The sequence below is a fragment of the Megasphaera lornae genome, assembly GCF_000214495.1.
Classification (GTDB): Bacteria; Bacillota; Negativicutes; order Veillonellales; family Megasphaeraceae; genus Megasphaera; species Megasphaera lornae.
Map to the genome: position 1 here is coordinate 109798 of NZ_AFIJ01000007.1, position 15409 is coordinate 125206.

Here is a 15409-nt window from a genome sequence, read left to right on the forward strand (position 1 = left end):
GCCTTGACGATTAAAAAAAACCGCCTTTGCGCCTTACCCGTTATACGGATCTTGTCCTGCCGCCTTCCGATTCTTTTCCCGCTGCAAAAACCCTTCAATAAACTTATCCAACTCGCCGTCCATGACAGCTTGGGTATTCCCGGTTTCCACATCGGTGCGATGATCTTTAACCAAATTATAAGGATGAAATACATACGAACGAATCTGACTGCCCCACTCAATAGCCTGATGGGTGCCGCCGATTTCAGCCTTAAGCTGCGCTTTCTTTTCCTCTTCCAACTCAAACAACTTGGCACGCAAATATTTCAAGCACATTTCTTTATTTTGTAACTGCGAACGTTCATTTTGGCACTGTACTACAATCCCCGTCGGCAAATGTGTCATACGAACAGCGGAACTTGTTTTATTTACATGCTGGCCGCCGGCGCCGGAAGCCCGAAAATAATCGACCCGCACCTCATCCATATTAATTTTCACGTCCACATCATCGGGTAATTCGGGCATAACATCCACGGCAGTAAACGAAGTATGCCGTCGTGCCGCCGCATCAAAAGGGGAAATACGAACTAAACGATGCACCCCTTTTTCCGATTTCAAATACCCGTACGCATACTCGCCGTCAACAGAAAACGTCGCACTTTTTACGCCCGCTTCATCGCCCGGCTGTAAATCCATAAGCCGCATAACATATCCGTTTCGCTCCGCCCACCGCGTATACATGCGAATCAGCATTTGTGTCCAATCTTGCGCCTCCGTACCGCCGGCGCCGGCATGAAACGTCACAATCGCATTACACCGATCATATTCGCCGGAAAGAAGCAATCGAATTTCCCGTTTTTCCACTTCTCCCGCCAACGCCTCATACTGCTTTTCAATGTCCGCCGTCAAAGAAGTATCCTTTTCTTCCATGGCCAACTCCAAATATTCACGTAAATCAGCCACCTGTTCCATCAGGGCCCGATGCCCCTGCACTTCTTCTTTCAACGCCGTCGCTTCTTGCGAAATGCGACGTGCCGTATCCGGATGATTCCAAAAATCGGGATCACTCATTTGTATATCCAAGTCCATAATCCGCTCTTCTTTACGAGCTAAGTTAAAGTGAATCCCCGATTTCTTGTATTCTTTGTTGTAATTCCTCTAAAGGTTTTCGTAATTCTTCCAATAACACAAGTCTCACCGTCTTTCCGCTTTTCTCACATAAAAATAAACGTATTTCTCGCTGTATATAAAATGAGATTAGACCCGTCTAATCTCATTTTATGCACACTGCCGTCAGGCATTCGGCTCCGCGGCCCCCTGTACCGCATCACCGTTGGCGACAGCCGCTTCTTCATGCACTTCCTGTGCTTCCTGCAGGCGATCTTCCGCCTGCTGTACGGGGGCACTATATGTAATTTGAATATGATACAAGAAAGTAACCACTGTTGTTTTAATGGCCTCTATCATTTCTTCAAACATTTCATACGCTTCAAACTTATATTCCACAATCGGATTTTTTTGCCCATATGCCCGTAAATTGATGCCTTCTTTCAACGCATCCATCGCATCCAAATGATCCATCCATTTACTATCTACAACACGCAGCATAATCGCTTTTTCCAATTGCCGCATCGTGTCGCTGCCGATTTCCGCTTCTCGTGCATCATACAAGTGCACGGCAATCGCTTTCAACTTATCTTGCACTTCCGGCCGACTGAGATTTTCCAATTCTTCAACGGTCACACTGCCTTTAGGCACAAAATACTGTTCCATTTGTTGCAATAAACCGGCAAAATCCCATTCTTCAGGATATAATTTTTCATTCGCATACTTATTTAATGCGCTTAAAATAATATCATCCACCATATTTAAAATGGTATCCCGCAAAGAATCGGCAACCAACACCTGTCGCCGCTGTCCATATAAGACTTCCCGCTGCTGATTCATTACATCATCATATTCCAGCACATATTTACGGATTTCAAAATTATGATTTTCCACTTTTTTCTGGGCCTTTTCAATCGACTTGGTAATCATGGAATGCGTAATCGGTTCGTCCTCATCCATGCCCAAGCGATCCATAAACTTGGCAATATTATCAGAGCCGAAAATACGCATTAAGTCATCTTCCAAAGAAAGGAAAAATTGCGTTGTCCCCGGATCCCCCTGCCGACCGGCCCGGCCGCGCAACTGGTTATCAATCCGCCGACTTTCATGACGTTCCGTGCCGATAATCATTAACCCGCCCAAGGCCGCCACACCGTCACCCAATTTAATATCCGTACCGCGGCCTGCCATATTCGTGGCAATCGTGACCATATCCCGTTGCCCGGCATTTTTAATAATTTCCGCTTCCATTTCATGAAATTTTGCATTCAATACATTATGAACCACATGCTCTTTATTTAACAATTGACTCAAAATTTCCGATTGACTAATTGAGGTCGTCCCTACTAAAATCGGTTGCCCCGTGGCATGCCGTTTCAGTACTTCCCGAACAACCGCCCGATACTTCGCATTTTTCGTCTTATAAATCACATCCGGCAAATCCTTACGAATCGCAGGTTTATTCGTCGGAATAACATAGACATCCAATTTATAAATCTTATTAAATTCATCTTCTTCCGTCTTAGCCGTACCGGTCATACCGCCCAACTTATCATACATACGAAAATAATTTTGGAACGTAATCGTTGCCAATGTCTTACTTTCGCCCTGGACCTTAACATTTTCCTTCGCTTCAATCGACTGATGCAACCCGTCACTGAAACGCCGCCCAAACATTAAACGCCCCGTAAACTCGTCAACAATCACGATTTCTCCGTTTTTAACCACATAATCTTTATCTCTATGCATCATAAACCGGGCCCGCAACGCCTGAATGACCAAATGGTTCAACTCCAAATGCTCCTGGTCGAACATATTCTTGACGCCCAACATTTTTTCTACCTTGGCAACGCCGCTTTCCGTCGGGGCAATCGTCTTTTGCTTTTCGTCCATAGTATAGTCGTCTTTTTCCAAACGGGCGACAATCCCTGCCAACGTCGAATATAATTCCGTCGATTTTTCACCGGGACCGGAAATAATCAAAGGAGTACGCGCTTCATCAATTAAAATACTGTCTACTTCATCGACAATACAATAATGCAGCGGTCGCTGTACCATCTGTTCCTTGCTGACCACCATATTATCCCGCAAATAATCGAAGCCGAACTCATTATTAGTACCGTACGTAATATCCGAATTATATGCACGACGGCGTTGTTCATAAGACAAATCATGCACAATCAGACCGACACTCAAGCCGAGAAACCGATAGACTTGTCCCATTTCTTCGCTGTCACGAGTTGCCAAATAATCATTGACCGTAACCACATGAACGCCCTTACCGGTCAAAGCGTTCAAATATACCGGCAACGTTGCCACCAACGTTTTCCCTTCGCCGGTACGCATTTCCGCAATATTCCCGCGATGAAGTACCATACCGCCCAGTAATTGCACGTCAAAATGACGCATCCCCAACACCCGACGCGAAGCTTCCCGCACCACAGCAAATGCTTCGGGCAACAAATCATCCAACGTTTCTCCGTCTGCCAATCGCTGCTTAAACTCCGCGGTCTTTGCTTGCAGAGACGCATCACTTAATCCGGATACATTGTCTTCCAACGCATTAATTTGTCGTACAATGGGCCACATTTTTTTCAATTCCCGTTCTGTATTATTACCGAGCAATCGCTGTACAAATTTATTAATCACTGCTACGAGCCCTCCAATTGAAAATTTCTCTCTCCTTACTTATATCAATTATACATTCTATCAAACTAACCCTGAAATGACAAGTAAAATCCCCTGTTACAATAGTCCGGCCATCTTATTTTCTTGCCCGTACGCCCCTTTTCATTCGTGCAAAAACGCTATAAAATAAAAATGACATTATTTATCAACTGATACAGAAAGGATATAGTATGATTCGTTCCATTTTATACTTTATATTGGCCGGAATTTGTGAAATCGGCGGCGGCTATCTCATTTGGCTGTGCCTAAAAGACCATAAAAGCCCTTTATATTTTATTGGCGGCGCCGTTATCCTCATTCTCTACGGAATGGTGCCCACGCTCCAACCGCAAACCTCTTTCGGCAAAGTCTATGCCGCATACGGCGGTATCTTTATCGTCTTGTCCCTTCTGTGGGGCTGGCTGATTGACGGCATGCGCCCGGACGCTTTCGATATAGCGGGCGGCATCGTTTCCCTGATCGGGGTGTATATTATCATGTATGCCCCGCGCTGACAACATAAACATAAAAAAAGGGCCGAAATAACTTCGACCCTTTTTTATCCCTGTATTAGCGACGTTCACGAATACGAGCGGCTTTACCGGTCAAGCCGCGAAGATAATGCAGCTTAGCCCGACGAACAACACCGTGTCGAACGACTTCAATCTTTGCCAAACGCGGGGAATGTACTAAGAACGTACGTTCCACACCGACCCCGTACGAAATCCGGCGAACCGTGAAAGTTTCCCGTACGCCGCCATTTTGACGACCGATGACAACCCCTTCAAACACCTGAATACGTTCCCGATTGCCTTCGACAACCTTCACATGCACCTTAACCGTATCCCCCGGACGAAATGCGGGAATATCCTGTCGAAGTTGTTCTTGTTCCAATACGCTGATAATGTTCATCTTTCTTTTCCTCCTGTAAGACATTCTTGCTCATCGCCGTTGCTCACACTATCCAACGGTCGCCCTGCGAACAGAGGACTGCCTAGAATAAAAAAGAGCTCAAACGCACTTGCGTTGCACTCTACATACGTAGATTAGTATAGCACAAGACAAGGTCACTGTCAAACCGTCCGCTTACGGTTACCGTTTTACCTGCGCTAATGCCTGCAACACTTCCGCCAACTTGGCATCCCGCGCTTTATTTTCCCGTTCCAACTGTCTAATCCGTTCTTCTTGTTGATGAATCACTATATTTTGCTGTTTTACCGCCGTTGCCAAAGCCGTCTTGGTTAACAACATACCGTTTCCGCCCTTACCGACGCGGAAAGATATACCCGCATTCATGACGTTTTTATCCTTGCCGAATGCGCCGCCCACACTAATCAACGTATTTTCATCAGGATGATAAAACATACCTAACGCCGCCGCATTCGCATCACCATAATGTCCCACGCCGACAGCCGCTTCCAGCTTATCATCCGGATCAAATTCCAACGGATGCAAGGCCGCCAAGGCCGCATTCCCCGCACCCATACTATTCATATGTTTCCCTAAAGCCGCCATACGGGTCTGCATTCCTTGCGACACTTGTTCCAATTGTGCTGCAGTGATCCCGTTGGTGCCGTCTTTTCCTTTCAGAGAGGCTAAGAAGTCGCTTTCCGACTTACCTTTATTCGGCTGTGCGCCGTTCACATCTTTATGTTCCTCCCATACTTCATACGCCGATTTACCGTTCGTTCCGTTAGTGCCGTCTTTTCCTTTTAGAGAGGCTAAGAAGTCGCTTTCCTTCTTTCCTTTATTCGGTTGTGCGCCGTTCCCATCTGTATATTCTTCCCATACTTCATACGCCGATTTACCGTTCGTTCCGGCGGAAGAACTGCCGCTCAACTGTGTTTTCAATTTATTGATATCCAGCGTATACGTAACAACATTATCCTTATCCGTTACGCTGATACCGTCACCTACGGCTTTAAATGTTTTGACCGCCGGTATATCCGCTTTCTTGGCATACGTATCTCCCAGTTTTTGTTCAATAACGTCTCCTAATTTGTCCGTCGGCGTGTACTTGCTGAGATCAGCAGCCGCCGGTATATCCGTCTTCTTGGCATACGTATCTCCCAGTTTTTGTTCAATAACGTCTCCTAATTTGTCGGTCGGCGTATAATTGCTGAGATCAACAGCCGCCGGTATATCCGCCTTCTTGGCATACGTATCTCCCAGTTTTTGGTTAATAACGTCTCCTAATTTATCGGTCGGCGTGTACATTGCTGCCAACGCCTTTAATTGTTTTACATTCACTGCATCCGTATCTGCCGCACCGCCGGCAACGTGAATAATGCGACGCGTTACTTCCGCCCGGGCACCGCTGAGATCGCGACCTAATGACAACACGCCATTATAATCGCCATTCCAATCTTCCTTCGTCAAATACGATTGTTTACCTTGTTGTGATAATGTTAAATTCGCAATACTTCCTTCTCCTAAGGCAATAGAATTTGACATAGGGGCTTCCGCATTCGAACCGATAGCAATAGAAAAAGTATTTCCCGTTGCAGAGGCCTTATTCCCGATAGCAATAGCATCTTTTCCCCCGGCTATGGCATTTATGCCGGCGGCAAATAAGCCGCTATAACCTTTTTGTTGATCAAAGGCGACACTCCCCTCTCCCAAAACGATATGTTCCCCTTTTAAATCGTTGTTATATCTTTGTTCGGTAACATATACGCCGGTACTACTCTGTGGTAATTTGCTCGTATCCAGCGTATACGTAATAACATTATCCTTCTCCGTTACGCTGATACCGTCACCTACGGCTTTAAATGTTTTGACCGCCGGTATATCCGCCTTCTTAGCATACGTATCTCCCAATTTTTGATCAATAACGGGTCCTAATTGATCCGTCGGCGTGTATTTGCTAAGATCAACAGCCTTCGGTATATCTGTTTTCTTGGCGTACGTATCTCCCAGTTTTTGATCAATAACGGCCCCTAATTGATCCGTCGGCGTGTACTTACTGAGATCAACAGCCTTCGGTATATCCGTTTTCTTAGCATACGTATCTCCCAGTTTTTGGTTAATAACGTCTCCTAATTTATCCGTCGGCGTGTACATTGCTGCCAACGCTTTTAATTGTTTTACATTCACTGCATCCGTATCTTCCGCACCGCCGGCAACGTGAATAATGCGACGATTCACCGCAGGTTGAAGCTTCCCAAAATCATCCGTGTAAGCTTCTTTTCCGAAAGACACAAAACCATTATCTAATAAAAATGTATCCTTGTCTAATAAATAAGCTTGTTTTAACTTATTTTCACCTATAGCAGGCACATGAGAATCCGCGCCAATTGCCACTGAATTCGGCAATTCTGCCCAACTATGATACCCATACGCTATACTGTTCTTACCATCAGCTCGCGCTTGTGTTCCCGTAGCAATACTATCATCCCCCAAAGTAACAGCGCAATCACCAATAGCAATTTGTCTTTCTTCATACTCCGGATCTCTTCCTATCGTATGTGCGGCATAACCAATAGAAATATTTTTTTGTCCCCAAGTCTGCGCTCCGCTACCGATGGCAATCGCCCCGAGTGACACGTTTTTAGGCGCATATTCATAAAGCTTAGTACCATACCCACTCTGATACCCGCCGGTTTCCGCACGTTGATTTGGGTTCCTCCTACGTAATTGTTTTAATAAATCCTGAATATAATTTTGTTCTTGATCTCCAACGTCATTAAAATCACTCCCAATCGCAATAGCTCCCGAATTAGAAGCAGTAGCACCACGACCAATAGCAATAGCCCATGTGTCATGTTTTACTCCCACAATAGAAGCGCCATCATTATGGTAATTAGATGCATATGTGTATTGATCGCCTAAGACATCAGGAGTTTGTTCCGACTCATCTCCGGAAACCGATACATAATGAATGGCTTTCGTAGAACTTTCAGATGGCGAATTATAATCAGAATTATTATACATAGCGGACATAAAGTTCATGGGAAAAATCACCCGATCCGTCAATTTCTTTAATTCTTCATTGGAGAAAACCGGCGTTTCCTCTTTTTTCGCTTTGCCGTTATCTTTCGTAAGCGCTTGTCCCTCTGCGGTCCGCACTACCTGATTGGTTGCAACAATAGTACTGCCCTGCGCCATACTGAAAGCAGGAATCCCCGTCAATAATCCGGCCGCCGCCACTGCCACCCAAGTCGCTTTAGCCGCAGATTTACTGCTGTGCTTATAATGTGACCGTGCAACCGTCTCGGCTACTGCCATATAACAATGACGCACACGGCTCCAAATAACTTGATATACTTTATTCATAACTGCTCCTCTCCCGGTACGAACTATCCATACCGCTACCTGTATACATATTAAAATCATTCATATTTCATTAACGATTTTAATAATCATTTTTATTTTAATACATCTTTACAATATAATCAATACATGATTATATTGGTTTCTATATATGCTCTATATTACTACGTTTTTTATGAATCACCTCCTCGTTATTGTTCACCTATATAAACCGAACCGTACGCTCGCTAACAAAAAAACAATTGTACACGGTACCCTTGCCATTAGAGAATCCAAATGTCCGAAATTCAACGGCAATCCGTGTCCGACGATCGAAATTGCAAAATTCCGCAGCCGAACTGAATGCGAATCAATACGACTGCCGTAATTGCCGTCCGCCGTTCTTTTTAGTCTTGTCCCCTTATTACTAGTAAAAACGTAATATATTTATTACAAAAAAAAGACCTTGTCTACACAAGGTCTTTTTTCGACGTATTATCGTATAGAAACGTCTTCGCCGTTTAAAATTTTCTTCATCGTCCGTGCCGGACACATTTTCCCGCACATCGTGCAAGTTCCTTCACATTCCGGTTTACTTGATTCGTAATAATTCCTTGCTTTTTCCGGATCGATAGACAAGGGAATCATCGTATCAAAATCAACTGCCGCCCGGGCTTTACTCATGGCATCATCCCATGCCTGCGCACCGGGAATCCCCTTCGCCAAATCGGCGGCATGTGCCGCAATACGTGCCGCAATAATCCCTTCTTTAACGTCCTGTACATCAGGCAGTCGCAAATGTTCCGCCGGCGTTACATAACACAAGAAATCGGCACCGCAAGAAGCGGCAATCGCACCGCCGATAGCACTGGTTATATGGTCATATCCCGGCGCAATATCCGTCACCAAAGGACCTAATACATAAAATGGCGCCTCATGACACAAGCGTTTTTGTAACCGCATATTCGCCGCAATTTCATTTAACACCATGTGGCCCGGTCCTTCAATCATTACTTGTACATTGCGTTCCCACGCCCGTTTGGTAAGTTCTCCCAGCGTAATCAGTTCTTCAATTTGCGCCGCATCCGTCGCATCATGCGTACACCCCGGCCGACACGCATCCCCCAAACTCAACGTAACATCATAGGTTTCACAAATATCCAAAAGACGATCATAATATTCATAAAACGGATTTTCCCGGTCATTCATTTCCATCCACGCAAATAACAACGAACCGCCGCGAGAAACGATATTCGTCAACCGAGGGTTGCGCTTTATGCGTTCCGCCGTCTTGCGATTCATGCCGCAATGTATTGTCATAAAATCCACGCCGTCTTCGGCATGCTGTTGCACGACGGAGAAAAATTCGTCAACACTGATGTCTTTTAAATCTTTGTCCAACATCCCCACCGCATCATACATCGGTACGGTACCGATCATGGCTGTGGACATGGCTACCAATTTGCGCCGAAATTCCCGCGTTTTACCGAAATTACTCAAATCCATAATAGCTTCCGCTTTTAAGGCGATGGCATTTCGTACTTTTTCCAATTCTTCTTCATGATTATTGTGTTCCGGAGACACCCCCAAATTCACATTGATCTTCGTACGACAGTCTTTCCCAATCGCTTCCGGCGATAAACTCGTGTGCCTTTTATTGGCAGGTATGGCAATCTTGCCTTCCCCGATTAACTGCATAAGTTTTTTTTCATCCATGTGTTCTTTTTCCGCCACGATTTTCATTTGCGGTGTAAAAATACCTTTACGTGCCGCATCCATTTGTGTTGTATAATTCATTCCATATACCTCCTGTTTCCGGTAATAAAAAAAAGCTCACCCCCGCAGGTGAGCCGAACGGATTCGTGAAGCTTTCCTACGACGGCATTACCCGCATCAGGTACAAGGGTCAAATCAATATTTTCTCAGCCCGAAGGCTCCCCTAGCTTTTCAATCTTTTTTCATTATATTTCATTTTCTTGTAAATTGCAATAACCCGAAAGGCTTTTCCGCACTTGCTGTCAACAATTTACTAATGTTATACTTAAATTGTTATCATACCGCTATTAAGGAGGTTCCTATGAAAATCACAAGGTTTATGTTTCGTTTCTTTTGCACATTACTAATCCCGGCAGCCCTATATACGCTCTCTCCGGCAGTCGCCGCGGCGCCGCCGGCCACCTTGGAAGTAACCGGTTATGCGGAAACACAAATCGTTCCGGATACTGCCTATATATCCATCGGCATGGAAACCGCGGCGCCGACAGTCAGTATCGCACAAACCCGCAATAACCGCGACATACAAAAAATCCGCACGGCTTTACAACATGCCGGCATAGCTCCGGAAGATATAAAAACCACGGATTTTTATGTATCTCCCAATTATGATTCTAAAAATGATACCATCATTTCTTATACCGTAACGCATATGTTGCGCTTAAAAATTCACGACTTACAACGCCTCTCGGCCCTCTTGGATACCATCGCGCACTATGCGCCGAATAAAATACAAGATCTGACCTTTGTCGGTGAACATATTGAAGGAACGGAGCGCCAACTTTTGCAACAAGCCGTACAAAACGGGCGAAACACCGCGGAAATTACCGCCGCAGCCGCCGGTAAACGGTTAGGTGATATTAAAGAAATCACCATCCCCGCTGCCCCCTCCTATAGAGGCACCGTACGCAGTGTGAATCTGACCGCCGCGACTCCCGTTGCCGTAGGCACCGCAACCGTCCGGCGACAAGTCCATCTGGTTTTTTATTTACAATAATCCACTGCAAATAGTGTTCTCAAATATTGCATATAAACTAATATATATAATGTAACATAATGTAACAAAATCTACTAAAAATTTTCACAAAATATTACCGTACAAAAATAACATAAAAATACTTTATCCGATAACAGATAAAATAAAAAATCTCAGCGCTATATAGCACTGAGATTTTTTATCATTTATTTTTTTTGTCCATTTTGTAATGCCTGTACCCATGCAGTTAATTGTCTGATTTGTTTTTCTTGTTGAACTATCATATTTCCTTGACGAATTAATGCTTGTACCATAGCTGCTTTACTCATAGGAATCGGCATATGCCCTTGGCCTACACGCAGAGAAACCCCTGCATTAATAACATTATGTTCTTTGCCAAATGTACTTCCTAAACTAAATGTCATATTTTCATTTGGATGATAGAACATCCCCAATGCTGCCACATTTGCTTTTCCATAACGACCAAAACCTGCAGCTACATCTAATTTATTTTCCGAATCAAACGCTTGTGCATGCAAAGCTGCCAATGCTGCCGCCCCTGCAACCCCATTATCCGTATGGTCTTTCGCCGATACAAATTTTTCGTCTATTGCCTGACCTATATCTTGTAATTGTCCTACCGTCACGGCATCCGAACCTGCAACGCCCTTTTTTAAACCGCTCAATTTAACATTATTAAGTACCAATGCTTGTCCTTCCGCGGTCATCGTTACTCCTTTTACAATTTGTTTTGAACCATCTGCTGAAGGAACTGTTACAACCTTCCCAATCGTCACCTGTCCTGTAGCACCATCTAACCATATCCCCTTTCCGGCTTTTCCCACAACCATAAAAGAACCATTTTTAGGTATATCTTCTTGGGCTTCTCTGGTTTGAATTGTCGGATCTACTTTTCCTACTACTATATCAGGAGATAATGATGCTATAATATTACCTTGTCCATCTTTATATTTTACTTGTATTGAAACGCCTTTCTGTCCTTGTATAACTAAAGAGTTAATCGAGGAAGAGTTCATATTTCCCTGGGCATTCGCATATTGTAATTTCAAAGACGTCCTATCTCCGGATGTAGGAGAAATTCCTAATGAATGTTTTAATTCGTCTGAATGACTCTGAACATATTGATTTACTTGTTTTGGAATATCAGACTTCTTGGCAAATTCATTCACATTCGGAATATCCGACTTCTTGGCAAATTCGTTCACATTCGGAATATCAGACTTCTTGGCAAATTCGTTCATATTCGGAATATCAGACTTCTTGGCAAATTCGTTCACATTCGGAATATCCGACTTCTTAGCAAATTCATTCACATTCGGAATATCCAACTTCTTAGCAAATTCATTCACATTCGGAATATCCGACTTCTTGGCAAATTCGTTCACATTCGGAATATCAGACTTCTTGGCAAATTCGTTCACATTCGGAATATCCGACTTCTTGGCAAATTCGTTCATATTCGGAATATCCGACTTCTTGACAAATTCGTTCCCTATATTCTGTTGAATTAATTGGCCTATTTCTGATTTTTTTACAAAATCATTTGTTATATTATTTTGCAATGCTTTTAATTGCTGTACATTAACTGCATCCGTATCCTCAGCTCCTCCGGCAATATGTGAAATACGACGAATTATCGAGCTGTTTCCAAAAGATACCCAACCATTGTCCGGTGAAAATTTATCTTTTTCCCCTATTAAAAATGCTTTTTCCGAATACTGCGAAGAATCATCATAATATCCGGCTTGAGAATTCTGTCCAATCGCAATAGAGCCGGGAGTATCTGCTACAGCAGATGATCCCAATGCAATACTATTATTATCTCGTGCCCAACTTCCTACCCCTATAGCAATAGCTCTTGAAGCATCTTCATCAACTAATGAGTCCATACCAATAGCGATCCCAAAATCAGCCCCTACATAAGCTCCCGCTTGATTCACTCTTATTGGCCTCTTAGTATCTGAATCAAATCGATCAACTTGTTCTTTAATATCATCCGGATTACCTATTAAATTAGAATTTCCGGTACCGATAGAAATTGCTGATAAAATTCCATTTTTCACCGATGCTCCGGGTCCGATTGCAATAGATTTAACAGCTAAAGATGCCCCGTCATTTTTATAATTCTTAATATTTGTAAAATTTTCCGGCGCACCGATAGAAATAAAGTGATTATTCGGAAGCGTTCCCTTTGGCCAAATTTGTTCTTTTATCCACTGTTTATTAAGTCCAATTTTCGGGATATTATTTTCATCATACCCTTGTTGCATTAATCCGTCCCCTAAAACAAATGGAGCATTCGAATTTACTGACGTTGAAGTAGCGGATGAAGATTGACCGGTGCAGTTAAAACGGATTCCGGCTTTCGTTAATTCCTCTTTTAATTCATTTTTTTTAATATACGTATGTCTTATTTTGTTATCCAATGATCTTAACTGAAATACATTAACAGCATCAGCTCCTAATACCCCCCCTGCTACATTACTAATCCGACGATGAATCATTATTCCCGACCGAAAATATTTATCCTTTTTGCTACCGGTATTTTTATCATCAACTGTACCGCCGTTATTTATATCGTCATCAGGAAAATGTCCAGCTCGACCTACTGAAATCCATCCCCACGCAGGATCAAAAGGATCTACTTTAGCTCCATTCACATTCTTTATTTCCCCTGTCAAATACGCCGGTTTTATAGCCATTTTATATATTGGGCTATTTTCACTATATCCACCGACAGAAGCGCGCCCTAAAGCAATAGAACCCGCTGATAACGTAGATGCATCATTACCAATCGCAATAGAGTGTTGACTACCGGGGTCTTGTAATAACTGTAAAATAGTTTTACCCGGTGCTTTATCCATTGTATGTGCATTAAATCCTATACTAATGCCCAATGTTCCCGCCATAGCACCAAAACCGATAGCCGTACTGCCGGCTCCTCCCTGTGCACCAGTTCCTAAAGATGTACTATATGAACTTGCACAAGAATCACTCCCAATCGAAATTCCATAAGGGCCATTTACATTAGCCCCGATAAAATTCACACCCTTCTCATTTAAGGTTTCATCATTTGCTATATTAAATGAGCCTATAGCAATAGCACCTATTGCCTTCGGAACAGTTGTCGCTTGTACCCCAATAGCAATAGAATTTTGTCCTTTAGCCCCATCATTAGCATAATTAGGAGCATCCCCTCCAGGCAATTTTTCTGTATCAGATATTGAAAAATAATGTAATTCACCGGGAAGCGCTTTTAAACTATATGTAATAGTATTATTTTGATTTGTTACCTGTAGTCCTTTACCGGCCATAAATAAAAAAGAAGTATTCTCAGAACTATTTTTAGTTATTTCTACTGCCATTTTTTTGTTCTTTGTACTTTTTTCCTGTTTTTGAATATTTTTTTGTATCGCTACTTCATTTTGATTCTGAGCCATTCCTACTATTGGCATCCCCGTTACTATGCCGGCTGTTACTATGGCAGCTAACGTAACTTTTCCCCATTTTTTTTGTTTACGACAAAACCGCTTATTTCCATCTAATTCTGATACAACAACCCAAGTATTTCGAACATAGCTCCAAACTATCTTAAAAATTTTATTCATATTCCCCTCCTATTAATAGTATCCCCTTAATGAATATAAATGAAAATAACAATCATAATTATCTTAACGTATGTATTATAATATACTTTACACTTTTTGTAAATGAATAAACTTTATTTTTATCATTTTATCTTTATTATACGCTAGTAATATATACCTTCGTCTTACATTCTATAAATAAAACCTTCTCAACACCTACTATAAAAGACGATTTCCCGACTTTTACAGTTCAGCGAAATCGTCTTCTGTATTCTTCCTTATGTAACTTCTTTCTTATTTTAACCGCCGTGCATCAACGCCTTCGCTATACAAAAGCCGGCGTTTCCTTTCTGTCCCGGCTGCATATCCGCCTAATGCCCCTCCGGTGCCGATGACCCGATGACAGGGAATGATGATCGCCAACGGATTACAGCCCACTGCCGCACCGACCGCTTGCGGAGATACGACGGTGCCGGTCGCGTTTTGCAACAAGTCCGCCAAACCGGCGTAAGTTTGCGTACGCCCATACGGAATTTGACATAAAGTTTGCCAAACCCGCCGCCGAAACATCGTTCCCGCCGGATTTATGGGAACTTGCCAAGGTCCCGGTTGCCGTCCGGAAAAATAGTCGTCCAACCACCGCACTCCTTTTTGCAACACCGCATTGGCACCGACCTGAAAATCTTCTTGCTTATACGTGCCGAAATAATGTTTCTGCCCCACAAACCACACGCCGAGCAGCAAGGTATCCGTTGCCGCCAAGGTCATTTCTCCTAAGGGCGACGCGTACGATGTCCAATAATACATTACGTTTCTCCATCCTTTTTTGCCGTCGTTTCTTCGTCCCCCGTTTTTACCGTCGCAGTTTCCGCAGTCGGCTTGTTTACTTCTTCTTTAAACTCCCGTAAACTGGTGCCCAATGCCCGCCCTAAACCGCTGACTTTTTTACCGCCGAAAAGAATTAACACGATAATCAGAATAATAATTAATTCCTGTGCTCCTAAATGCATCTGCGTACCTTCTTTCTCCGAATTTTCTTTGTTTATTG

General features: G+C 43.2%; 10 protein-coding genes and 1 riboswitch. Of the genes, 2 read left to right on the forward strand and 8 right to left on the reverse strand.

The features are described from left to right. Positions 1-33: 33 nt before the first annotated feature. A protein-coding gene (gene prfB, locus HMPREF1039_RS01205; protein WP_407635198.1) for a peptide chain release factor 2 occupies positions 34-1168 on the reverse strand; the annotation gives its coding sequence in 2 pieces (ribosomal slippage) (positions 34-1095 and positions 1097-1168; 1134 coding nt in all). 104 nt (positions 1169-1272) lie between these two features. Beyond that, complete coding sequence (secA, locus tag HMPREF1039_RS01210) at positions 1273-3735, reverse strand: preprotein translocase subunit SecA (protein WP_007390530.1); 2463 nt, start codon at positions 3733-3735, stop codon at positions 1273-1275. 209 nt (positions 3736-3944) lie between these two features. On the opposite strand from secA, the gene HMPREF1039_RS01215 reads away from it, so the two are divergent. Continuing rightward, positions 3945-4268, forward strand: a complete 324-nt coding sequence (locus HMPREF1039_RS01215; protein ID WP_007390489.1) for a YnfA family protein — start codon at positions 3945-3947, stop codon at positions 4266-4268. 55 nt (positions 4269-4323) lie between these two features. On the opposite strand, the gene rplS is transcribed toward HMPREF1039_RS01215, so the two are convergent. The 3 genes from rplS to thiC form a co-directional block, all read right to left on the reverse strand. Beyond that, positions 4324-4665 (reverse strand): 50S ribosomal protein L19, encoded by a 342-nt coding sequence (rplS, locus tag HMPREF1039_RS01220; RefSeq protein ID WP_007390464.1) that lies wholly within the window; start codon positions 4663-4665, stop codon positions 4324-4326. Between the two features lie 180 nt (positions 4666-4845). Further along, the gene (locus HMPREF1039_RS07640) at positions 4846-8028 is read right to left on the reverse strand and encodes an ESPR-type extended signal peptide-containing protein (RefSeq protein WP_007390538.1); all 3183 of its coding nucleotides are present in this window, start codon (positions 8026-8028) and stop codon (positions 4846-4848) included. Positions 8029-8499: 471 nt separating this feature from the next. Further along, positions 8500-9801, reverse strand: a complete 1302-nt coding sequence (thiC, locus tag HMPREF1039_RS01230; RefSeq protein WP_007390570.1) for a phosphomethylpyrimidine synthase ThiC — start codon at positions 9799-9801, stop codon at positions 8500-8502. A 56-nt stretch (positions 9802-9857) separates the two neighbouring features. Beyond that, positions 9858-9955, reverse strand: a riboswitch (TPP riboswitch). A 126-nt stretch (positions 9956-10081) separates the two neighbouring features. Here thiC and HMPREF1039_RS01235 point away from each other — a divergent pair. Further along, positions 10082-10774: an SIMPL domain-containing protein gene (locus tag HMPREF1039_RS01235; RefSeq protein WP_007390499.1), complete on the forward strand. Its 693-nt coding sequence runs from the start codon at positions 10082-10084 to the stop codon at positions 10772-10774. 185 nt (positions 10775-10959) lie between these two features. Here the strand turns inward: HMPREF1039_RS01235 and HMPREF1039_RS07890 are convergent, their stop codons facing one another. From HMPREF1039_RS07890 to tatA, 3 genes are all read right to left on the reverse strand, one after another. Next, the gene (locus tag HMPREF1039_RS07890) at positions 10960-14382 is read right to left on the reverse strand and encodes an ESPR-type extended signal peptide-containing protein (RefSeq protein ID WP_007390588.1); all 3423 of its coding nucleotides are present in this window, start codon (positions 14380-14382) and stop codon (positions 10960-10962) included. Positions 14383-14655: 273 nt separating this feature from the next. Next, positions 14656-15168: a methylated-DNA--[protein]-cysteine S-methyltransferase gene (locus tag HMPREF1039_RS01245; protein ID WP_007390461.1), complete on the reverse strand. Its 513-nt coding sequence runs from the start codon at positions 15166-15168 to the stop codon at positions 14656-14658. Continuing rightward, positions 15168-15371 (reverse strand): twin-arginine translocase TatA/TatE family subunit, encoded by a 204-nt coding sequence (gene tatA / locus HMPREF1039_RS01250; protein ID WP_007390520.1) that lies wholly within the window; start codon positions 15369-15371, stop codon positions 15168-15170. Before tatA ends, HMPREF1039_RS01245 begins: the two co-directional genes overlap by 1 nt. Between the last annotated feature and the right edge of the window lie 38 nt (positions 15372-15409).

Bases quoted from the DNA above. Each gene is read 5' to 3' on its own strand.
- HMPREF1039_RS01245 (WP_007390461.1), bottom strand. From the start codon at position 15,168: ATGTATTATTGGACATCGTACGCGTCGCCCTTAGGAGAAATGACCTTG.
- HMPREF1039_RS01215 (WP_007390489.1), top strand. From the start codon at position 3,945: ATGATTCGTTCCATTTTATACTTTATATTGGCCGGAATTTGTGAAATC.
- rplS (WP_007390464.1), bottom strand. From the start codon at position 4,665: ATGAACATTATCAGCGTATTGGAACAAGAACAACTTCGACAGGATATT.
- thiC (WP_007390570.1), bottom strand. From the start codon at position 9,801: ATGAATTATACAACACAAATGGATGCGGCACGTAAAGGTATTTTTACA.
- HMPREF1039_RS07640 (WP_007390538.1), bottom strand. From the start codon at position 8,028: ATGAATAAAGTATATCAAGTTATTTGGAGCCGTGTGCGTCATTGTTAT.
- HMPREF1039_RS01235 (WP_007390499.1), top strand. From the start codon at position 10,082: ATGAAAATCACAAGGTTTATGTTTCGTTTCTTTTGCACATTACTAATC.
- tatA (WP_007390520.1), bottom strand. From the start codon at position 15,371: ATGCATTTAGGAGCACAGGAATTAATTATTATTCTGATTATCGTGTTA.
- HMPREF1039_RS07890 (WP_007390588.1), bottom strand. From the start codon at position 14,382: ATGAATAAAATTTTTAAGATAGTTTGGAGCTATGTTCGAAATACTTGG.